Source organism: Neokomagataea tanensis (assembly GCF_006542335.1).
GTDB lineage: Bacteria > Pseudomonadota > Alphaproteobacteria > Acetobacterales > Acetobacteraceae > Gluconobacter > Gluconobacter tanensis.
On sequence record NZ_CP032485.1, the window covers coordinates 1,765,225 to 1,787,269 of the forward strand.

Consider the following 22,045-nt stretch of genomic DNA (forward strand, 5'->3'; position numbering starts at 1 on the left):
AAGGAAGATATTCATGAGTGCTAACACCGTAGCCGTCACGGACGGCAGCTTTGAGCAAGATGTTCTTAAAGCCGAAGGCCCCGTATTGGTCGATTTCTGGGCGGAGTGGTGCGGCCCATGCAAAATGATTGCACCAGCGTTGGAAGAGATCGGTGCGGAGTTCCAAGGCCGCTTGAAGGTGGCCAAGGTGAACATCGATTCCAACCCTGAGGCCCCCACGCAGTTCGGCGTACGCAGCATCCCAACGCTGATCGTTTTCAAGGACGGCAAGCCAGTGGCACAGCAGCTCGGCGCAATGCCCAAGAGCCAACTTAAGGCTTGGGTTGAGAAGGCGCTCTAGTCTTGCCCGAGATTTGGGTCTTTACGCATAAGATTGTGTGTAAAGACCCAAGAGATATGTGCAGAGTCTCGTAGTCAGGCACCGTGTATTTGTGTAGAATACGGGCATGTGTGCAAAGAAATTTGAATTTCCTGACCCCGTTCTGCTGACGACTACCGAAGAAGTCGCGCGCATTTGTGCCAAGCTGAAGCTTGAGCCCTACGTTACAATCGATACAGAATTTGTGCGTGAAAAAACTTACTGGCCTGAGCTATGCCTCGTCCAGTTAAGCGGCACAGAAGACGTTGTCTTGATTGACACCTTGGCGCCGGGCTTAGATCTAAGCCCTCTATCCGACCTTTTGGCGGCGCCGGATTGCATTAAAGTCTTTCATGCAGCGCGGCAGGATTTAGAAATTTTTCTGCACCTCTTTGATCAGCTCCCGCGCTCGATCTTTGATACTCAAGTGGCGGCGATGGTCGCAGGCTTCGGGGATCAAGTCGGTTATGACAGCTTGGTGGGGGCAATTACGGGACGGACCATTGATAAAGCGCATCGCTTCAGTGATTGGTCCGCACGCCCTCTGACGCCCGCGCAAATTGCTTACGCCGCCGCAGACGTCACCTACCTGCGCGTCGTGTATGAAAGCCTGCACCAGCAGTTAAAAGAGCAGGGACGTCTCAGGTGGGCGGATGCAGAGCAGGCTATCCTGACGGAAGAAACAACATTCCGGCCAGACCCCCGTCGCCTATGGGAAAAACTTAAAGCACGTACAAGTAATCGTCGTATGCTTGGCGTGTTACGTGAAATCGCAGCATGGCGAGAGGGAGCCGCACAAGAGGCGGATATTCCGCGCCAGCGTATCATCCGGGACGAAAGTCTTTTGGAAATTGCTGCTATCCGCCCTACTGACACTGACGGATTGAGCCGTGTACGTGGTGTGACGCGTGGCTTTGCCGAAGGGCGGATGGGTGCCGGGCTTCTGGCAGCTATCCGTGCAGGCTTGGACTTACCTGAGGGCGCGCTACCTAAGGCACCGTCCAAATCGGATAAGGCGCGGCCGTCAGCTGCGCTTGTCGCTATGTTACGGGTACTGCTTGCCGCTAAATGTGAAGAGCACGGTGTGGCACCCAAACTGGTGGCTTCGGCAGATGATCTAGACCGGATTGCGCTGGCTGAGAGGGATGTGTCTGCCCTTAAAGGCTGGCGGAAAGAGCTTTTTGGGCTTGATGCTCTAGCATTGGTCCGAGGAGAGATTGCTCTGGCGGTTGTCGATGGTCAGGTAATGATCAAGCCAATGGCTGGGGAAATTTTTTCTGATGTGGCATCTGGACAGGATGTTGCAGAATAGGTTTGGTAAAGAACGATCTTTTGAGAAATTTCGACTAACGCGATCTTTCTGTTAAAGATAGTGCAATGGTGAGCGGGGACGCGTCACACTTTGGCGAAAGGTTCGCTGGAAGCGTGAGCGTCAATTCGGGACAGGGGAAGCCGATTTATGGACTGGACGGACGAGACGATCGCCAGACTTCGTGAATTGTGGGATCAGGGTCTTTCAACGGCTGAGATCGGACGTCAGTTAGAAATCACTAAGAATGCGGTTGTTGGTAAGGCGCACCGGCTTGGATTGCCGCCCCGTCCATCGCCTATTCGTAGCCGGAAAAATGCGGATGGCACGACAGAAGTGCCGCGTCGTAAGCCGCCGACACGCTCTAAGCCAAAGCCCAAAGTCAGCCCAGAAAAAGCAGAAGATGCGGCTCAGGGCTCACTTCTGGACACAAGCGATGCCAAAAAAACAGAACCTGTGGCGCAAGCCAAGGGCGATGTAAAACCTGCTCCTGTTCCTGCTGGGGGCCTCAAAAAAGAAGCTGTCGCCGCGCCTGCAGCTAAGGTTGTTCAGGCTGACGTAGCGCCGTCTCGCCCGGCAGTGGCGGCGCCAAAAGCTGCGGTAAAAGCAGAAGGCACAGCCAGCAATGCTAATTCAGACGAAGATGGGCCTAAGAGGGCATTGTCTTCGGTTGTTGGGCATTCTGGAGCGCCGCGCATGGCTCCAGCCATTGACCGCCCGGTTCGCAGAGGGCCGGCTTGCTGTTGGCCTTTCGGTGACCCTGGAACGCCAGGTTTCCACTTTTGTGGTGCGCGGCCATTATCGGGTAAACCTTACTGCGCTGAGCATGCAGCCATTGCCTATGTAAAGATAAGAGACCGCCGAGACTAGGCGCGCCAATATCGGTTAGATATTCTCCCAGCGCGGCAACGCCCGAGCCGTGCTGGGTTTCCACAAAGCTTAATATACCCAAACGGATATCGCTCTCGCTTAAGAGCGTACTGGCATGGTTGTAAGGTCGGGGTGGTGTCCACGGAAGGAATAGCTATTATCAACTAAATCAATAGCTCAAACAGCTATTGTAAATCTCTAAAATTGCCGTTTTAATATTGATTCCGATACAAATAACTTACTAATTTTATGCATGCTCGAATTTTTGTGTCGAGACGAAACCAGCCAAGAAGTTAACTTTGCAACAGAGCTAGCTAAAGTTTTGTGAAGCCAGAACTCCGTTCGTCTGTTCTGTAACTTTCCCACAAAGGGCTGAATAATTGGGTAAAAATAGCCGTTTATTCTTAGGAAAACGTGAGAAAGTTGTGCAGAAGTTCCAATCACCGAACGAATGTCAAAGATTTGTCTCCGCCTTTTCGGCCGTTTGTAATCCCCTCGTTCTATCCGTCAGTGACGCCAATGCTTTCACACGACACATTCATCGTATACAAGTCGCCGCTTAGTGAAATACTGCGACCATTTTCGCAGCCTAATTGCCCTCAAAGGCATCCAAACTTAAAGCAAAAAACTTAATGGAAAGATTATTCAGAATTTAAAATATCGAAAACTTTAATTAACTGGAATATCAGATCCGCCTTCCCTTTTTGGGAAGGCAGATTTTCGACGTTACGGGATCGTTAAAGATCAGAAGTTCGCGAGGACGCCGAACTGGAAGGAGCGTAGAATCACGCCCTGCTGTGTCCACGACGAGTTGTAGAGGTAACCCGAATATGTGGCCGTATCGATTGGCGCACGGAAGCCGAGCAGGTTGTAGACGTTGGCATAGGCGCGCCAGTTTTTGTTGAACGTATAGTTTACCGTCAGGTCCACGTCCCAGAACCCCTTTGTGGTGCAGCGGCCAGGGAGGTAGTTCGTATTGACGATCATGTTTGCGCAGCCAGTGCCGTAACTGCCGGAGACGTAGTCGTCGGCCACGTTTCGGTAACCGGACGTGTAATACACAGTCGGGGTCACGGCCAAGGATTTGTAGGTGAGTGTGTTCTGCCAATTGGCGCGCCAGCGCGGCGTACCTGAAGAGGATACAGCCTGATACGGCCCAATGGTTCCGGCATACTGATTAAGCGTACCGTCCGCGTTGCGCAGGTTGAAGCGGCGGACATAGGTTGCGTGGCCGTCCGAGAACAGGTGGATGTTGTGTAAGATTCCCGGCAGGGCTGTGTTAGCTTGGAACCCAAGGTCAAACCCGTCGGTCATAATACTACGGGCGTTGACGTAGCCTGTACTGACAATCGCAGGCGACGGCGCACCGTTCGGGAACTGGGTGTCGACTGGGTTTGCCGTAATATGCGTGCCAGCTGGGACCGTTGCATTGGCGGCAGCAAGACTGCCCGTTTGGGCGTAAGTAGCGGCCCACTGATTTGCAATCGAGCCATAGCCACTAGAAGAACCTGGGGTGATGTAGTTATCTTTTTTGATGTAATAATACGTCGCTGTTAGCGTCAGCCATTTGGTCGGAGTAAAGACAGGCCCGCCCGAAAAGTTAGTTGATGTTTCGGGGCGCAAGCTAGGATTGCCTGCGTTTTGCAGGCCGAGCGAATAGTTTTTCGCATAGGGGCTGAGTAGGCCGGAGGCGCTGGTATGCTGCGCAAGCCAAGTCGGGTCGGTGATATTGAAACCCGTGTAGCCGATCGTCGTTCCGCCGGTTTCAGCGAAGCTTGGGACGCGGAAACCTTTGGAGAATGTACCGCGCAGGGTAAGCTTATCGCTCGGTTTGAACTGCACGCCGACTTTCGGTGAAAAGTGCGAAAACCCTTCGGAATAGTGATCGTAACGGCCTGAAACGTCAGCATTCAGCATTTTTACGATCGGGGCGTTGACCTCGAAGAAGCCGGATTCGACCCAACGGTGGCCGTAGGCGCTGACCGGATTGATCGCTCCTGTCCACTGGTTCGCCGGGTTGGTGAGGTCAGCCGGGTTAGCGTTAGGGTCGTTTAGGTATTCATAACGTACATTGCCACCAATTGCGAGATGGAGCATGCCGCCTGGCAAATGGAACAATCCTTTAGAAATCGAGCCTTCGAGAGAATATTCCTTCGTGAGCGCATTGATTTGGTTTACCGGCGCAATCGAATTCAGTACTGATTGGGGCGTAGCCGATGGATTTGCAAAATTATATGAGCCGGTCGAAATGGCGTCAATCAGGCCGGAGAGCTTGGGCACGCCGGTGTAGGTCTGCTGAAGCGTTGTGTGCATGCCGACGAAGTTCGCGTCGTAGTTCCAGTCACTGCCCCAATGGGATTTTAGAAAACCAGAATAGCGCACAGAGCCACGGAAATTCTGACTAAATAACGAAGTGCGTTGGATGATATTCGGCAGTTGGCCGTAGACCCACGCCCGTTCGTTTTGGGCAGCGTACGGGTTGCTTGGGTTAAGTTGGCCGTTGGGGAGTAAGACCGGCTCAAACGTGGTGAGTGTGCTCGCAGTCTTGGCTTGGTTTTGCGAATAGGCAGACGCTGGAGCGCCCGTCGTTTGGGAAAGCACCTGCGAGTAGTTAAACATCGCAACGAGCTGCGACTGGTCGGTCACGTTGACGGTGCCGTGGATGGTCGCGTTGATGCGGCGCAGTGAAGGCGCGATTTGCGCGTACTGCTGAGCATTCTGTGAACAAACCTGCGACATTCCTTTGTCGCCGGTCGCCGCGGAGGTGTAGATGCCTCCGGTTTGGTACAAACCGCCGTTGGTGCAGCCCGCGGCCTGGTTTATAAGCTGGAGCGGACCGGTTCTGACGCCAGCAGCGGTAACGGCGCGCGCGGACGGCACGGTCTGACCGACATTGACCACCTGACCGCCCTGAATTGCGGAATTGATGTTTCCGTCGCTGCCGCCGATAGATGTCAAGTCACCGTTGTTGTACGGGCCCTGGAGCTGACGGTAGTAAAGCGGATCGTCCTGCTGATATTCGGAGTTAACGTAAACGTTGTACTTGTCCCGGTCGAGGTCGCCGAAACCGTAGGTCGCGTAGAGCTTCTGATGGCCGGCATCGCCGCGCTGGGACAGGCCGCCTTCGGCGTTGCCCTCGAAGCCCTTAATTTGCTTACGCGTGATGTAGTTAACCACACCCGCGACCGCGTCCGCGCCGTACGTTGCGGAGCCGCCGTCCTGCATGACGTCGATTGTCTGCATGATTGAGGACGGGAACCAGTTCGTGTCAACGAAGTTGCGCTCGCCGTCATCTGCCAGCGGGTAATAGGACAGGCGCTGGCCGTCCATCAGCACGAGCGTCGAGTCCGTTGACAGGCCACGAAGTGACGGGGCGGAAGAGCCAGGCGCAAAGCCCCCGCCGGCCGTCCAAGCGTTCGTTAAGTTGCCCGCGCCGTTCGATGACAGGAGTTGAAGCGCGTCCGACACGTTGTGGATGCCGCGCTGCTGGAGTTCGGCTGCCGTGATCCTAGTAATGGGAGAGGCGCTGCGGATGTTTGGGTCCCGGAACATAGAGCCCGTGACCACAACGTTTTCAGTGTGCGCTTCCTCAATCGAGGCAGTGTTAATACGCAATGCGTTTGAACGAGTGGTCTGCGGCGTTGTGACCTGAACGGGTGTGGCTGTAGGCATAGCCTTGGCGGGCGCAGTAACAACTGGACGTTTCGCATGAGCGGTCTTTTGATGTTTATGCACGGGAGCAGCTTCGGCGCTCAGCACAAAGTTTCCGCACAGGGCAGTGAAGAGGAGAAGTGCGGACCGGTTCCGGAGCAGAATTCGGTGCGACGTTTCATGCCGGGGAATGTTCATCAGGCGCCTTTGTCATTGCGGTTATGAATGCTTATGGATGAAATGTTTCTGGTCCGCCCTGCGTCGGCGTTGCTTTCCTGGGCATACGGATTTGTCAAAACTTTTCTAATTCGTAACAAACATTGTCATCTATTGTTGGGTCAAGCGAGAAAGGAGGATTTTAAATTGATTTGACACACAATGTTGCGGTTACGACACAACTTGCAACGCAATTTTATTGGGAACGGCTTCAAAGTCGACCATTCTACCTGGAGCCTTTTGTTGGTTTTGCGGCGGAATTGGTCTGATGAGTGATTTCAAGGGACGGCATTTTCGAGGTGACGTGATCCTATGGGCAGTGCACTGGTATTGCCGTTGCGATCAGCTATCGCGATCTTGAAATCATGTTGGTTGGGCGGGGCGTGAGTGTTGATCATTCAACGATCTACCGCTGGGTCTAGCGCTATGCCCCCGAGATGGGAAAGCGCCTTCGGTGGTATTGGAAACGCTCAGGGTTTTCCAGCTGGCGGGTTGATGAGATTCAACATCTCGGTCAAAGGGAAAGGGGCGTATCTGCACCGGGCGGTCGGCAAAGGGGGGGTGATACGATTAATGTCTTCCTCTCGCCAATCCGAAACACTAAGGCTGCCACACGCTTTCTGAGCAAAGCTTTGTACGGCTTAAAGAGTTGGGAGAAGCCATAAACAATCAACACGGACAAGGCGCCGACCTATGGTCGGGCCATCACCGAATCCAAGAAAAATAGTAAGTTTCCCGACACGATGAAACAACGTTAAGCCAAGTATCTGAACGATGTAATCGAGGCTGATCAAGCTGTTCCGTGGCTTTAAAAGCCTGAAAACCGCTTATGCGACGATCAGGGGTTTTGAGGTCGTGAGCACCCTGAAAAAAGGACAAGCTGAGCTCTTCCAGTCCCAAGAGGGTGTAATGAAAGAAGAGTGTCTCGTCGTGAGATAATTCAGCTTCTAAATCGTTTGAAAATCAAAACAAACAGGATCGATTCAACCCAAACCTACCTTTGCAATAGAGCCAATTATTTAACATCCCTTGCCGCCGCGACATCTCGCATCGTCCTGCCCGATAGCGTGCTAGGCTCAGGACCTATTGATTTGATTGCGGAAATCTGATTCAGGCTCTGTGAGGAGACTGAAGATGAGCGACCTGTTTTGGCTGACGGACGAACAGATGGAGCGTCTGCGGCCGTTCTTTCCCAAGAGCCACGGCAAACCTCGCGTTGATGACCGCCGTGTGCTGAGCGGCATCATTTTTGTGAACCGCAATGGTATGCGCTGGCGTGATGCGCCCCGGGAATACGGTCCGCACAAAACGCTCTACAACCGCTGGAAACGTTGGGGTGACATGGGCATTTTCATGCGGATGATGGATGGCCTGTCTGCTGCGAAAGCCGAGCCTCAGACGATTATGATTGATGCGACATATCTCAAGGTGCACCGCACGGCTTCGAGCCTGCGGCTAAAAAAGGGGATCCAGGCCGCCTGATTGGTCGCACCAAAGGCGGTATGAATACCAAACTCCATGCGGTCACCGATCAGAACGGACGACCGCTGAGCTTTTTCATGACTGCGCGGCAGATCAGCGATTATACCGGTGCCGCTGCCCTGCTGGACAGTCTTCCTGCAGCACAATGGATGCTGGGAGATCGCGGGTATGACGCCGACTGGTTCAGGGACGCCCTGGAAGAGAAAGGTATAAAGCCCTGCATTCCAGGACGGAAATCTCGCGGAAAACCGGTCAAATACGACAAGCGAAAATATAAACGCCGCAATCGCATCGAGATTATGTTCGGAAGGCTCAAGGACTGGCGGCGGGTCGCAACCCGCTACGACAGATGCCCGACCGTCTTCTTCTCAGCCGTCTGCCTCGCCGCAATCGTCATCTTCTGGCTATGAGTCCTGAGCCTAATTGTTATTGATAATGATTTATTCTTACCAGTCAGAGCATTTTGGCTGGCAACGAAATTTTCTCTGCAGACTGCAAGAGGGGACGCTTTCACATCGAATGGTTTCTATGTGCGCTTTGAGTCATGGCTGCAGCGCTGCGGGGTTGGCAAAAGCGGGGTGTAGTGCTCACCACATTGCATCAATTACTGGCCATGCCAGTTTATCAGAAATATAAAGATGCACGCGCGCAGTGGACCAAGAAAAGCTCGTAAGGGAGGCCATGGTAATGGTCTCGACTACTAAACCTATCCTGAAAAGTGTCAAACCTGATTAAAAAATGGGAGTTTAACAGGAGTTTTTATGATGGTTGGTGTCCACGGAAGGATTCGAACCTTCGGCCCCAGGATTCATACCACTTCGGCTTTCGCCGCCGAACTGCCTGTGCAGTTCGTTTGTGGTCTGGACTGTCTCTTCACCACGGCTAATGCCAAGGTGTTGCCCGTACAGTCTCTACACCTTCTTCCTCTTATGAGAGGAAGCTTGGCTCGGGATTGGCACGACCGTTAGTGCGGTCAGAGCGTTCCCCGAATTTGAGCAAATCCACCATGACGTTTCCGAAGCATGGCGCCCAATTCGAAACTAGGAATCCTGTGCTCTATCCTACTGAGCTACGCAGACACTAAGGGCTTTCTAATGGATGTAGGAGTATTCTACAAGAGGTGAATAAGGTGAAAAGTTTGCTAAAAGTTAATAATAAAAACCTTAGAATTGGCAGTTATTCGAAAGTTTTAAATAAACCGTCTACTATAAGCATTTGTTTTAGAAAAATTTTTATTGACCTGATGACAAATAATTGCATTTTTTTAATCTGGACTAAAAAAGTCCCAATGCGTTACATTTCGATGAAATTACAACATTGAATTACAACGCTGTAATGTAATATGTCTACCCCGATCAGATGTGGAATGAGGGAGAGCGATAGAAAATGGAGGATGCTGACTGTATGGTCCAAAACAAGCAATCAGTAGAGGACAATGTATCGTCCCCTGGACTTGACCTCGGGAGACGCATTCGACTTCTGCGCGAAATGGCTGGACTTAGTCAATTACAGTTGGCCCAGAAGGTAGGTATTTCTCGTTCCGCTGTTGCATTTTGGGAAACGGGGCGGGCCGGTCATGTCGGCAAGCATCTTGGCGCATTGGCAAACGTGCTTGGCGTCGAGCCTCAAGTGCTTTTGACGGGCATGGCTGCGAAGGACATTCCAGCAGTGCTTACTCCCGATGAGGATGTAATACTAAAGCTCTATCGCCAATTAGACCCGCTTATTAAGCTGCAAACTCAAAAATGGGTTGAACGCAGAGTTAAAGAAGCTAAGCAGGGCAAGTTTTCTGAAGAATGAACTTCGCAAGAGAAGTTAGGTGGTTAGGCCGGATTTAAAGCCCGGCCTTTTTTGTTATGCGGAGGTGTCAGGCCACAATACGGCCTGTGCGACTATGACGTCTTTGCCGTTAAAGGTGCAGGAAGGGGAGCCATAAAGGCGGTACCCAATTGCTAAAGCCTCCGAAATTCGGCGACAAAAGTTGGAATCATCTTTGCCCGTAATGAGGCGGTAAACTGGTTTACCGTCCGGTGGCGAGGTATTCATTTTAATTATCCCTTACTTGCGGCGGGCACGCTTGGCGGGTTTTTGTCCAAGAGACAGGGTCTTGCGGCCTTTCTTGGGGAATGAATGCGTTTGTGGCCCACGCTCTGAGCGTGCATTCTTCGGGCGAGAGAAGCCGCGGTTACGCTGTTGCTTCTGGCTTTCGCGCATGCGGCTTTGGGTCCGTAGGACTTGCTCAATCCAGTCATTGAGAATGGCGGTGTTGATTTCAGCATTCTCGCGGGCTGGGTAAGCGTCCGCAAAACGCAGGGCAAGCCAGCGCCACGCAACGAGCCGCTTATGGCGTTTTTCGGCACGCTCAAGCTCTTCACGGCTTGCATGTTCGGGGTGAGGCAAGCGCCCTGTCCCCGGCGGCGGCACGGGGCGTCCAGCCGCGTGGTCAGCTGCCCAAGCCGTAAGGCGTTGAATGCCGTTATCCCGCTCGTCGATTGGGCACATGGCGTAGGTCCAGCGTGCGGAGAGGTCTAAGCCCTCCACGCCTTCAAGCGCCGCGGCGATTTCAAGCGATTGTTCCATGTCTGCAAGACGGTAATTGGGGTCATCCGGCCGAAGGACCGCGCGCCTAATTCGCGTCAGGACACCGTAGAGACTGTCAGATTCAATCTCTTCTGCGACAACACGCACAATATCTGAATCTGGCTGCACAAGAGGGCGCAACTCTGTGATGGGTTCAGGAGGGGCGGCGAGCATCTGCCTTACGAAGTTGGGGCTTCCCCCGCCTGCCAGAATGCAGACAATGCCCTCTTCATGTTTGCCGTAGCGTCCTGCTCGTCCACCGATTTGCTTGACTTCTTGCGACGTCAAATCGCGTGTTTGTCGCCCGTCAAATTTACGCAGAGCGCTGAAGATAACACGACGAATGGAGAGGTTGAGCCCCATTCCTATGGCGTCTGTGGCGATAAGAATATCTGCTTTGCCGTCGTTGAAGCGCGCAGCTTCTGCTCTACGGACTTCTGGGCTAAGGGCGCCGTAGACGACTGCAACGCGTCGGCCTTGAGCCATGAGTTCAGCGCGTAAGTCCAGCACTTCTCGGCGAGAGAATGCAATAAGTGCATCGCCCGTTGTCAGTTCGGACAAGGCAAGAGGTGCGCCAGTCCTGAGCGGGCTTTTGCGTTCGAGGTGGATCTCATCGACGGGGTCGTCACAGAGTTCAGCGATGCGTTTGACGAGGGGGATGCAATCTGGTGCGCCCAAGATAAACAGATGGCGGGCGGGGACACCCATGATGGCGGCAGTCCATGCGGCGCCACGGTCTGGGTCCGCAAGCATTTGTGCTTCGTCAATAATGGCGACGTCCACGGGCTTATGGAAGGGGCACATTTCAACGGTTGCAGCAAGGTGGCGGGCACCGGGAACTTCAATGCGCTCTTCACCAGTGGCAAGTGACGCAGGCACACCACGGTTAAGAAGTGATTCACGGAATTCATGGGCTAGAAGCCGCAAGGGGGCCAATGCCAAGCCGCTCTCAGCAGCAGCCAGAGCATTGAGGGCTGTATAGGATTTGCCCGAGTTGGTTGGCCCTGTAACGAGTGTAATGCGGCGCTTCAGCGCGCGCGCAGTGCGGAAATGCGCGGCAAAGCGGTCAAGAGCTGCTACCCGGGCGATGGCTGCGTTCCCGGCTTTGTTTCCAAGGTCCAGAACTTCAGGGCGGCCTGATGACTTGATGCGCCACTCTGTGAGTTTTGAACGAATTTTTTTTAGTTCGACTGGGTCGAAGAAAAATAATTCAATACCGTCATTGCGCGTTTCGCGGCGCGCTATCGGGAGGCGATTTTCCGCAACCCAGCGTAGTGCTTCGCGGCGCGAACATTGGAGGACACCCGGCAGTTCATCAAAGCTGATGAGACTGTCTTCCCATGCGTTGAGGCGCGCCATTTCACGCGCGCGGCGTTCTTCTGCTCTTGCTTCAATATCCGCTTGTTCGCGGGCACGGCGTTCTTCCGCGAGGCGTAAGTCGTCTTCAAAGCCGAGGTCAACACTGCCAAAGGCTTGCGCTATTGAGCGCGATAACGTGTCAAACTGACGCGCTGAGAGGATGAGACCTGTATCCGTTAGGTCTGCTCTCACATCTTCCAGCACCTGACGCGGGGTGTCCCCCATTTCCTGCCAGCGGGTTGTGAGGGTGTCGTTCAAAGCGGTGCGGAGCGTATCAGCGTTGGCTCTGGGGTCTGTAATTCCGGCGACAGCGTCTTGTGTGTCGGCTTTTGTAACCCAAACCTCACCTGCGCGGCGCGCAGTGTTCATGAGTTGGGATGCCCAATTTTTGCGGCGCACGACGCATAATGCCTCAAGAAGGGCATCTGCTGAGAGTGTGTTGTCAGCATCAAGGCGGCGAGATGCTTGCCGCAGGAGGTTGGGGCGTTCTTTAGGGGTAATCGCTAGCGAGTCGCCAAAGAGTGCTTCGGCTGCGGCTAAAGCACGTTCAGCGGGAGAAAGCGGGGCGTCAGGCAAGATATCATTGGTCATGGGTTTATTACTGCGACATTCCCGTTTTTCGTTCAATCGCAATCAACGAAGTTCTCTTTTCCACGATCATGAAACGTATTCCCGATGCGGGGCGGGGTTTTCTCCTTATGAGTCTTTAGGCTACAACACTCGCCCCTAATCAGGCTGGCCAGTCCCGGTCGGACCTGTGATGAGTGCTATAATTTACTGGAGAGGGAGTTTCTCATGTCCCAGCCGTTGCCTTCTGCACCGACGCCTGAAATTGATGAGGCCCTGACGGGTCTGGTTCCTTATGAAGGGCACCCTCGGCAGTATCGCCTTGCTGAACCCAGCAAGGAGTATGGTCATCTGTACCCAGCAAAAGTGCTGACCGTTCATCATTGGACGGACCGCTTGTTCAGCTTCACGACTACGCGTGACCCGGGCCTGCGTTTTGAAAACGGACAATTTGCAATGATTGGCATTGAAGTTGAGGGCAAGCCTCTACTTCGTGCGTACTCTATTGCATCGGCCAATTATGAGGATAACCTCGAATTCCTGTCCATTGCTGTTGAAGACGGGCCGCTAACGTCACGACTGAGACACGTCAAAGTTGGTGACACGGTTCTAATTGGCCGTAAGCCTGTAGGCACGCTGCTGCTGGACAACTTGAAGCCTGGTCGTAATTTGTACTTCCTTTCTACGGGTACAGGCCTTGCGCCCTTTATGTCCCTTATTAAGGACCCTGAAGCTTACGAGCGTTACCAAAACGTGATCCTAAGCCACACGGTGCGTATCTCGGGCGAATTGGCTTATGAAAACCACATTCGTCATGAATTGCCGAAGCATGAGTTCCTTGGGGAAATGCTGGAAGGCAAACTGCGTTACTACCCAGCTGTGACGCGTGAAGAATATGCCGTGACAGATCGTATTACGACGCTCATTCGCAGCGGAAAGATCTTTAGCGACCTGAACATTGACGAGTTGGACCCTGAGCATGACCGCGTCATGATCTGTGGTTCTCCAGAGATGTTGGCTGATACAGAGAAACTTCTGGAGGAGCGCGGCTTTGAAGAAGGCAACATGAACCGTAAGGGTTCTTATGTCGTTGAGAAGGCCTTTGCGGAACGCTAAGGCCCGCATTTAAAGTATAGGTAACGCTGGCTCCTTATCTGTTGGAGCCAGCATAAAAACGAGGCCGGGACATGCAGGAATACGATCTTTTCGTCATTGGTGGTGGATCGGGCGGTGTGCGCTGTGCGCGTATCGCGGCTCAAAACGGCGCGCGCGTTGGAATAGTTGAGCGCCGCCATTGGGGCGGTACCTGTGTGAACATTGGCTGCGTGCCTAAAAAATTAATGGTCTACGCAGCTGAATATGGTCGTTCCGTCGATGATGCCCGCAAATATGGCTGGGACGCATCTGTGCATGGGCACGACTGGGCCTCATTTATTGCGTCTAAAGACAAAGAAATCTCACGTTTGAATGGGATTTATGTCTCCTTGCTGGAAAAGGCTGGTGTAGACCTTTTTACGGGCGAAGCGCGATTTATTGACTCCGAAACCATAGAGATAGGACCGTCCCCTCTAGAGCCAAACGCTAAGCCGCAAAAAATACGCGCCAAGAACATCGTTGTCGCAACGGGCTCCACGCCGACTAAGCCAAGTATTCCTGGTGCTGAGTACGGTATAGTATCGGACGATGCTTTCCATTTAGAAGAGCGTCCTCAGCGCGTTGCTATCATAGGTGGTGGCTATATCGGCGTTGAATTTGCAGGGATTTTTGCCGGTTTGGGGTCGTCGGTCGATTTGATTTATCGGCAAGAGCATCCGCTTCGCGGTTTTGACGACGAATTACGCACTCATTTAAGTGAACAACTCCCCCTCTACGGTATTAAGGCACACCCTCAAAAAACGCCTGAAAAAATTGAAAAAACGGAAACGGGCTACGCTTTGCACTTGGAGGGAGGGGCTGTCATTGAGGCGGATTGCGTTTTCTTTGCAACCGGACGGCACCCAAGAATAGAAAATCTCGGTTTAGAGAAGGCAGGTGTTGTTGTTAAAGATGGGCGCATTCCTGTGCGCATTATCAACTCCGCAACAAACGTCCCCGGTATTTATGCCATCGGCGATGTCACGGCCATGTATAATCTGACGCCAACAGCCATTGCGGAAGGGCACCTTTTGGCGGAGCGCCTCTTTGGGCAGGCCGGTCGTGAATGGTCTTTTGCTACGACGCCAAAGGCTGTGTTTTTCTCTCAGCCTTTAGCCTCCGTAGGTTTGACGGAAGAAGAGGCGTCAAAAAATCATAAGATAGATATTTACACGTCCAGTTTCAGGCCGATGCACCAGACATTGTCTGGCCGGGAAGGACGGGCTTTCATGAAATTGGTTGTGGATTCGGAGAGCCAAGTTGTGTTGGGCGCGCATATGGCGGGGCCTGAAGCGGCAGAAATTATTCAAGGTTTGGCTATTGCTGTGACGGCAGGGCTAACCAAGCGTGATTTGGACCGGACGATTGGGCTTCATCCCACCAGCGCAGAGGAATTTGTGACGATGAGAACGCCAACACGTCATGTTGGTGGATGATTTTCTTTGTAAAAGAATATCGAAATAAGTTAGGGTCCGTTATTAGGTGTATAGTTGGTTTAAAAAAAATCAACAAATACTTATATGGTCTGACAAAAAGTCTCATCTAGGAGCAATGATCGTGCCAACAGTTTCGTCAGGACAAATTGTTACGGTTCAGGACGCGCAGAGCAATTATCTGGTCAATGCCGGTGGCCAGTTGCGGGTGTCTTCGGGCGGGGTTGTAACCACGGTTGGGGTTTCTAGTGGCGGCCGTCTGGTCGTTTCGTCTGGTGGTACGGCGCGTAACGTCACTCTTTCCTCGGGTGGTACGAGCCGTTACAACAGCGCGAACGCTTTTGCGCAGATCGGTGCTGGCGGTACTGTCTCCGGCATTACGCTTTTTTCTGGAGCGAACATCAACAATAACGGTGGTACCATTTCAGGGGCTGTGATTTCATCCGGCGCCTTTATTCAGGATTTTAGCGGCGGCTTGGATGTTGGCGCTGTTGTGATGAATGGCGCTGAGTTGTCCATTCAAAATGGCGCAACGGCAAGTAATACGACTGTTTCTTCGGGTGGTATTCTTACGATCCATGCGTCTTCTACGATTACGGGTCTGAATATTACATCTGGCTCTTTGTTGACTTTTGCCAGCTACACGAACCAACCAGGATACTCAGCGACGGTTGTTGGTTCGACATTGCGGGTAATGTCTGCAGGTAAAATTGTCCAGCAGGTCGGTTTGTCCACAACCGCTTATGACGGTCACAGCTTCAATATTTCCACGTCAGCCAATCAGTACGATAGCGGAGACGTTCAGGTCGTTGTGTGCTATTTGCTAGGCACGGAAATTGCGACGGCTCTCGGTCATAAGACCGTAGAAAACCTTGTTGCTGGCGACAAAGTGCTGGTTCGTCGTGGTGACGAGTTGGTTGAAGAAGAAATTTCGTGGGTTGGCCACAAAACCGTACATGTCTCAGAAGGGCAGGATGAACGCTACCCTGTGCGGATCAAGGCTAATGCGTTCGCAGAAAATGTACCCAGCAAAGACCTTTTAGTCACACCAGAACACTGCCTGTACATTGACGGTAAGTTCGTGCCGGCGCGTATGCTGGTGAACGATCACTCCATCACAATTGATCGTTCCGCATCGACCTTTGAAGTTTATCACGTCGAGTTGGCTCAGCACGGCGTATTGGTAGCAAACGGCCTAGAGGCTGAGAGCTATCTGGACACGGGCAATCGCTCGACCTTCAAGCAGGATGGTGATGTTGCGGTGCTCTTTAAGGGGCGTGCGAAGACATGGGAGCGCGATGCCGCTGCTGCGTTGACCACAGAGCGTGCAGTTGTAGAGCCAATGCACTCCCGCCTTCTGGAGCGCGCTCGTGACATGGGCGTGCAGAGCGAAGTCTCCGACCGGGTCTGGACGAATGATGCTGACCTGCACCTCGTTACAGATAATGGCCAAGTGCTACGCCCAACCCGTACAGAAGGGCGCGTTGTCTCTTTCGCTATTCCTGCGGGCGTCGCATCAGCGCGTATCGTATCCCGCACTGTACGCCCTGCTGACGTGGTAGGCCCATTCCTTGATGACCGTCGTAAGCTGGGCGTCCTCATTGGCGACATGACCATCGTATCGGGAAACACGATTAGCCCTGTTACCGTGCACCTGCGTGAGCAGGAGTTGGATGGTTGGTACGGCATTGAAGGCGGTATTGTGCGCTGGACCAATGGTAATGCGCTTCTGACCTTCGGTGATGCGCAAATTGAGACCTTTGCTGACTTAACGATCACTGTTGCGGCGCAAGGGCCTTATATTCTTGAGCAGTCTGCCGAAGCTGTAAGTGCACTGAAAGCTTAAACAAATCTCCCTCATGTATGAGGGGTTATGAAGGGGCTTCCCTCCGGGGAGGCTCCTTTTTTTATGGGTAATATTTGGAAACGTAGCGTTTCCAAGGTTGTTGTTTTTTGGCATGGGATTTTACGCCAAGCTTTTTCTCATAAGCACGGCGGGAAGAGTACAGCCCGCATGATTATTAAGAAAGGCGCGTCACGTATGAAGATATTTACTGGTTTTGCTGCTGCTGTGGGTTTGGCTTTTGCGGCACCTAGTTTGGTTGATGCTCAAACCGTTACCGATCCGGCAAAAGTGCAAGCGGGTCACTACGCTGTTGAGGCTGGCCACACGCAAGTCGTTTTCTCAGTGCTGCATTTTGGGTTCACAAATTTTCAGGGTTTGTTTTCTTCAGCGTCCGGGACGCTGGATTTGGACAGCAAAGCGCCAAATGCGTCAAAATTTTCAATAACAATACCTGTATCTTCTGTTCAGACGACTAGTGATAAACTGACTGAGGAACTGAAGGGAGCACAGTGGTTTGACGCTGCACACTATCCGAGCGCCACTTTCGTATCAAAGCAGGTGCGCCGTGTCGGTCATGACGACGCTATCATCACTGGGGATTTAACGCTGCATGGCGTTACAAAGCCCGAAACACTGAAAGTGCATTTTGTAGGGGCTGGCGTTAATCCGTTGGACAAAAAATATACTATTGGTTTCGACGCCTCGGGGACGATTAAGCGCAGCGACTTCGGCGTAAAAATGTACGTCCCGTATGTAAGTGACGAGGTGCAACTGCACGTAGCAGGCGCTTTCGAAAAACAAGACTGAGCATGACTTGATCCACCGCCGGCTCTGATATGCTGGCGGTGGGCATGTTTGTTTACCAGCCGTTACCTTTTGGTGCGACCCAACCGTTACCGGTGGCATCTCCCAGTTGTCCTGATTGGACGTTGCTGCTGCCTTGGTAAGATGAACCAAATTTCGACAAATTGGCGCCTGTTACGTTGTCGCGCTCAACACCAGCAAGATGGTCTGGGTCCGGGCCATGTTGAAAGTCCGTGGAGGGAGTGTCCTGATAGCCGGGAGGTGGCGTGCGGTGTCCGCGGGCACGAAAGTGCTCTCCGCCATGGATTTGCTTATCGCTATCGGTGCTCGGTGCGGTTTTGTTGGTAGGCTGCACGGGGACAGAGCTATATGGGGCGTTGAAGCTAGTTGCTTGAGCCATTACCTGTCCGGTTGCTAAACCGGAGAAAAGCGCAACGGTAGCAGCGTACCGGAAAAGGCGGGTCATGGATAATTCCTTACACCAAAAGGTCTAGGTCCCATAATCGGGCCGGGAAGCTTTAGGTTCAAGCGGCGATTGCGTGATAAAGTTTGTTTTTTGCCGTTGGAGAGCAGTTTTTGGAGGATCTTTTCGCTTCTCTTCGTGAAAGGCGTACTCTTGGGGATGGTGCGGTGCATCTACCGGGTTTTACGACGGGGCATGATCGCGCAATTTTGGGTGCCATCGCCACGCTGGCAGAGCAAGCGCCCTTCCGCCGCATGACCGTGCCGGGAGGCGGGGTTATGTCCGTGGCTTTGACGAGTTGTGGGGATTGTGGCTGGTGCTCGGACGAGCGGGGGTACTGCTACGCGGCCAAAGACCCGCTTACAGGGCGGAGCTGGCCGAGTATGCCGAATGTATTAAAGGGCATTGCCAAGGATGCGGCTCAACAAGCGGGTTATGATGAGTTTGAGCCACAGAGTTGTTTGATTAATCGCTACGAAACTGGCGCGCGAATGGGAATGCATCAAGATAAAGATGAGGGGTGTTTGGAGGCCCCGGTTGTGTCGCTCTCTATTGGAATTCCGGCGCGCTTCATGTTTGGTGGTGTCGAGCGTGAACAGGCGGTTGAGGTGGTGGATTTGTACCATGGCGACGCTGTGATTTGGGGAGGCCCAAGTCGTCTCGCATGGCATGGCATAAAGCCCTTGCGGTCTGCTTTTCATCCTTTGACTGGTGCTCTGCGTTATAATCTTACCTTTCGTGCTATCGCTGAAGACACTTTTCGTTCATAAACGCGGCCTGTTTGATTCATTAACCCTTATTGGGAGGGCTTTTCATGCACCCCTCGACACCGACCTCAACGTCAGAGGCAAAGACGTTATGGTCACCTACAAGCTGGCGCTCAAAACCGATCGTCCAAGCTCCGTCCTATGAGGATGCGGCTGCGCTTGCTGCTGTTGAGGAACGCCTACACCGATACCCACCCTTAGTGTTTGCAGGGGAAGCCCGCCGCCTTAAAAAGCGTTTGGCTGCTGCATCCCGTGGTGAGGCTTTTGTGTTGCAGGGCGGGGCGTGCGCGGAAAGCTTTGATGAGTTCACGGCTGACATCGTGCGGGATACGTTCCGTGTGTTGCTGCAAATGGCGGTCGTGCTGACTTATGCCGCTAAAGTACCTGTTGTTAAAATTGGGCGTATGGCGGGGCAGTATGCCAAGCCACGCTCCTCCGCGACAGAAACCAAAGACGGCGTGACGCTGCCTTGTTATCGTGGTGACATTATCAACGGCCCAGCGTTTACGCCCGAAGCGCGTTACGCTGATCCGACCCGCATGGAAACAGGGTATTTTCAGTCCGCCGGGGTTATGAACCTGCTTCGCGCGTTTGCGCATGGGGGGTACGCAAACCTTCATGAAGTACACCGCTGGAACCTTGGTTTTGTTGAGCGCTCTCCTCTATCCGCGCGTTACAGCGATATTGCGCAGCGCATAGACGAGACATTATCTTTTTTACGGGCGTGCGGCATTGATGGAGCTTCTGCTCAGATCGATGAGACGGAGTTCTTTACGTCCCATGAAGCGCTGCTGCTGCCTTACGAGCAAGCGCTTACGCGTGTTGATAGCACGAGCGGTGAGTATTACGACTGTTCAGCGCATTTCCTGTGGATCGGTGACCGTACCCGTCAGCCAGATGGGGCGCATGTTGAGTTCCTGCGTGGTGTACAAAACCCGATCGGCATTAAGGTTGGCCCCACCACAACGGTTGGTGACCTTGAGCGCCTGTTGGATATTCTAAATCCGAATGATGAGCCGGGACGCATTTCGCTTATTTCCCGTATGGGGAAAGACAAGGTCCGTGATTTGTTGCCGCCTTTGTTGGATGCGGTAAATCGTACGGGACGTACGGTAACGTGGCTGTGCGACCCGATGCATGGCAATACGACGACAACAAGCAATAAAATCAAAACCCGCGCTTTCGAAAATATTTTGGGAGAGGTCCTAGGCTTCTTTGATGTATTTGCCCAAGCGGGGCGTCGTCCGGGTGGTATACACCTTGAAATGACGGGGCAGGACGTAACGGAGTGTATTGGCGGTGCCCAATGCTTGACCGAAGCTGACCTCGGAGATCGTTACGAGACGTTCTGTGATCCGCGCCTTAATGCAGAGCAGTCGTTGGAAATGGCATTTCTTTTGGCGCATGAATTAACGGCACGCCAAGGTTAATGCGGCTGGTCGGGATCATCTGGTCTTGTCAGGTGATCTCGACATAGCGAATTTTTGAGCGCGTAATAGCCAGCATAAATAACAGAAACGCTCTCACCGCGATCAGGAGACGGACGTTCATGGATACGACCAAAGCTTCCAGCAAGGCTGCCGAAACTTTAGCAAATGCTTACGGGGTGACGGGGCCGTTGGACGAAAGCACGATCCTGAGCCGGGCTGATTCATATTTCGGGCGCACGCGGCAAATCGTCCAACATTTCGGCGATTGTGATGTTACTTACGCCGTATTTATTCGTCGTCCTGTCATTGCGGCGTGTCGGCTGGCTGTAAGCTGGTTGCAGAATGTGGCGCAAGAGCAGGGCTTTGTTCTCGATTGCCGCGAAGTATATGCTGAGGGTGAGTGGGTTGGGGCAGGGGAGCCGCTCCTGTATCTGACGGGCTCGTTCGTAAAACTTGCGCCGCTCGAAACGCTTTTATTGCAAAAGCTAGGTGCTGCGTGCGTCGCTGCCCATAATGCCTACCAGATGTGTCTGGCGTTGCCTGAGGTGCCGTTCCTTGCCATGGAGGCGCGGCACTGCTCAGGCTACGAAATGCAAGAGCAAATGGGATATGCTGCGGGGGTTGGCTCTCGTGCAGCGCAACGTGAAGGAGCGCGGGGCTTTATTGGGAATGCCAATGATGCCACGGCAGGCTTCTTTGGCCTCGATAAGGGGCTGGGAACAATGCCTCATGCGCTTATTGGCTATGCGGGTTCGACGCTGCGAGCAGCGGAAATGTACGCAGAGGTTTTTCCTAATGACCCTCTGACAGTGCTCGTTGACTACTTCGGGCAAGAAATTACGGATACTCTGACGGTGTGCCAGCGTTTCCCTGAGCATGCGGCAGAGGGACGTTTGAGTGTACGCCTCGATACGCATGGCGGCCGTTTTTTAGAGGGGCTGGATCCTCAAAGCTCGTATGCAGTGTTGGAGCGTAATACGCCGGGTACGATACGACGTTACCGCTCAGACCGTGAATTGCGCGACTTGGTGGGAACGGGCGTTTCTGCGGCAGCAATTTGGCGTATGCGCGAAGCTTTGAATGAAGCAGGTTATCCTAACGTCAAGATTGTAGTGTCGTCAGGGTTTAATGTGGACAAATGTACGGCAATGCACGAGGCGCACGCTCCTATTGACGTTGTGGGTACGGGTTCCTTTATTCCTAATCATTGGTCAGAAACATACGCGACAGCAGATATCGTGGCTTATAATGGCGATCTGCGTGTCAAAATCGGCCGCGAATTCCTCTTGGGGAAAGTGCAGGCTGGTAAGGAGAAAGCATGAGCGAGACAGAAAGCAAACCTGCAACTCAAGGGTGGAATGTCCGCATTATAGATCACTCAGGTGCTTCTGAGGGGGATACGGTTGAGGAAGTGAAGGACTTCATGGACTTGGCGCACGCAAATGCTTACGCGCGCGCTTACGTTCGTGACAGCATTGAGCGTTGCCGTGTGCCGGGGGCGACCAGCAAAGAAGTGCTGGAAAGTTGGTTTGCTTTTGGTGAAAACGCCGAAGTGCAAGACGCTGGTGAGGATGCGTGGAAATCTTCGACCGAATTAGAAGATTTTGCAGCAAACCCGGCTTCCGCGCTTGAGAGAGATTGGCGTTCAATTGATCCCCGCCGTTTAGTTGGTGAGGATGAAATTGCTGGTCCGGCCGATACAGATGATGAAGCGGAAACCGATGACGACGATTGGGATGACGAAGATGCGCCCGATCTGCGCCATTAATTAAGCGA

Annotated in this window: 17 protein-coding genes and 1 pseudogene; 14 read left to right on the forward strand and 4 right to left on the reverse strand. The window is 53.0% G+C overall.

What is annotated here, in order from left to right; all coding sequences use genetic code 11:
• Positions 1–13: 13 nt before the first annotated feature.
• The 3 genes from trxA (at position 14) to D5366_RS08050 (ending at position 2,537) form a co-directional block, all read left to right on the forward strand.
• Entirely contained in the window at positions 14–340 is a 327-nt protein-coding gene (gene trxA / locus D5366_RS08040; RefSeq protein WP_141493032.1) for a thioredoxin TrxA, read from the forward strand.
• A 106-nt stretch (positions 341–446) separates the two neighbouring features.
• Positions 447–1,670 carry a ribonuclease D gene (rnd, locus tag D5366_RS08045; RefSeq protein ID WP_141493033.1) on the forward strand — a complete coding sequence of 408 codons (1,224 nt, stop codon included), beginning with the start codon at positions 447–449 and terminating at the stop codon, positions 1,668–1,670.
• A 147-nt stretch (positions 1,671–1,817) separates the two neighbouring features.
• Positions 1,818–2,537: a GcrA family cell cycle regulator gene (locus tag D5366_RS08050; protein WP_141493034.1), complete on the forward strand. Its 720-nt coding sequence runs from the start codon at positions 1,818–1,820 to the stop codon at positions 2,535–2,537.
• A gap of 744 nt (positions 2,538–3,281) precedes the next feature.
• Here the strand turns inward: D5366_RS08050 and D5366_RS08055 are convergent.
• A complete protein-coding gene (locus D5366_RS08055) occupies positions 3,282–6,296 on the reverse strand; it encodes a TonB-dependent receptor domain-containing protein (RefSeq protein ID WP_240775220.1) in 3,015 nt (1,004 codons plus the stop codon).
• A 376-nt stretch (positions 6,297–6,672) separates the two neighbouring features.
• On the opposite strand from D5366_RS08055, the pseudogene D5366_RS08060 reads away from it, so the two are divergent.
• The 3 genes and pseudogenes from D5366_RS08060 to D5366_RS08070 all read left to right on the forward strand — a co-directional run bounded on the left by D5366_RS08060 (position 6,673) and on the right by D5366_RS08070 (position 9,686).
• Positions 6,673–7,343: pseudogene (locus D5366_RS08060) on the forward strand (IS6 family transposase).
• 195 nt (positions 7,344–7,538) lie between these two features.
• A protein-coding gene (locus tag D5366_RS08065) for an IS5 family transposase (RefSeq protein WP_141492768.1) occupies positions 7,539–8,296 on the forward strand; the annotation gives its coding sequence in 2 pieces (ribosomal slippage) (positions 7,539–7,860 and positions 7,860–8,296; 759 coding nt in all).
• Between the two features lie 976 nt (positions 8,297–9,272).
• Entirely contained in the window at positions 9,273–9,686 is a 414-nt protein-coding gene (locus tag D5366_RS08070) for a helix-turn-helix domain-containing protein (protein ID WP_141493036.1), read from the forward strand.
• Positions 9,687–9,740: 54 nt separating this feature from the next.
• Here the strand turns inward: D5366_RS08070 and D5366_RS08075 are convergent, their stop codons facing one another.
• Together D5366_RS08075 and D5366_RS08080 are read right to left on the reverse strand one after the other, a co-directional pair.
• Positions 9,741–9,932 carry a DUF1737 domain-containing protein gene (locus tag D5366_RS08075; RefSeq protein WP_141493037.1) on the reverse strand — a complete coding sequence of 64 codons (192 nt, stop codon included), beginning with the start codon at positions 9,930–9,932 and terminating at the stop codon, positions 9,741–9,743.
• Between the two features lie 12 nt (positions 9,933–9,944).
• On the reverse strand, positions 9,945–12,416 hold the full coding sequence (locus D5366_RS08080; RefSeq protein ID WP_170211061.1) for a DEAD/DEAH box helicase: 2,472 nt from the start codon (positions 12,414–12,416) through the stop codon (positions 9,945–9,947).
• A gap of 204 nt (positions 12,417–12,620) precedes the next feature.
• Between D5366_RS08080 and D5366_RS08085 the strand changes: the two genes are divergently transcribed.
• From D5366_RS08085 to D5366_RS08100, 4 genes are all read left to right on the forward strand, one after another.
• Positions 12,621–13,508 (forward strand): ferredoxin--NADP reductase, encoded by an 888-nt coding sequence (locus D5366_RS08085; RefSeq protein WP_141493038.1) that lies wholly within the window; start codon positions 12,621–12,623, stop codon positions 13,506–13,508.
• A 71-nt stretch (positions 13,509–13,579) separates the two neighbouring features.
• A complete protein-coding gene (gorA, locus tag D5366_RS08090) occupies positions 13,580–14,962 on the forward strand; it encodes a glutathione-disulfide reductase (RefSeq protein ID WP_141493039.1) in 1,383 nt (460 codons plus the stop codon).
• A gap of 115 nt (positions 14,963–15,077) precedes the next feature.
• Positions 15,078–16,805 carry a Hint domain-containing protein gene (locus D5366_RS08095; RefSeq protein WP_141493040.1) on the forward strand — a complete coding sequence of 576 codons (1,728 nt, stop codon included), beginning with the start codon at positions 15,078–15,080 and terminating at the stop codon, positions 16,803–16,805.
• A 195-nt stretch (positions 16,806–17,000) separates the two neighbouring features.
• Positions 17,001–17,612: a YceI family protein gene (locus D5366_RS08100; protein ID WP_141493911.1), complete on the forward strand. Its 612-nt coding sequence runs from the start codon at positions 17,001–17,003 to the stop codon at positions 17,610–17,612.
• A 52-nt stretch (positions 17,613–17,664) separates the two neighbouring features.
• Here D5366_RS08100 and D5366_RS08105 read toward each other — a convergent pair whose 3' ends face one another.
• A complete protein-coding gene (locus D5366_RS08105) occupies positions 17,665–18,075 on the reverse strand; it encodes a hypothetical protein (protein ID WP_141493041.1) in 411 nt (136 codons plus the stop codon).
• 110 nt (positions 18,076–18,185) lie between these two features.
• Here D5366_RS08105 and alkB point away from each other — a divergent pair, with 110 nt between their 5' ends.
• The 4 genes from alkB (at position 18,186) to D5366_RS08125 (ending at position 22,037) form a co-directional block, all read left to right on the forward strand.
• Positions 18,186–18,842 (forward strand): DNA oxidative demethylase AlkB, encoded by a 657-nt coding sequence (gene alkB, locus D5366_RS08110; protein WP_141493042.1) that lies wholly within the window; start codon positions 18,186–18,188, stop codon positions 18,840–18,842.
• 44 nt (positions 18,843–18,886) lie between these two features.
• The gene (locus D5366_RS08115; RefSeq protein WP_141493043.1) at positions 18,887–20,269 is read left to right on the forward strand and encodes a class II 3-deoxy-7-phosphoheptulonate synthase; all 1,383 of its coding nucleotides are present in this window, start codon (positions 18,887–18,889) and stop codon (positions 20,267–20,269) included.
• Between the two features lie 119 nt (positions 20,270–20,388).
• Entirely contained in the window at positions 20,389–21,591 is a 1,203-nt protein-coding gene (locus D5366_RS08120) for a nicotinate phosphoribosyltransferase (RefSeq protein WP_141493044.1), read from the forward strand.
• The gene (locus D5366_RS08125) at positions 21,588–22,037 is read left to right on the forward strand and encodes a hypothetical protein (protein ID WP_141493045.1); all 450 of its coding nucleotides are present in this window, start codon (positions 21,588–21,590) and stop codon (positions 22,035–22,037) included. The genes D5366_RS08120 and D5366_RS08125 overlap by 4 nt, the downstream gene beginning before the upstream one ends.
• Positions 22,038–22,045 lie beyond the last annotated feature (8 nt).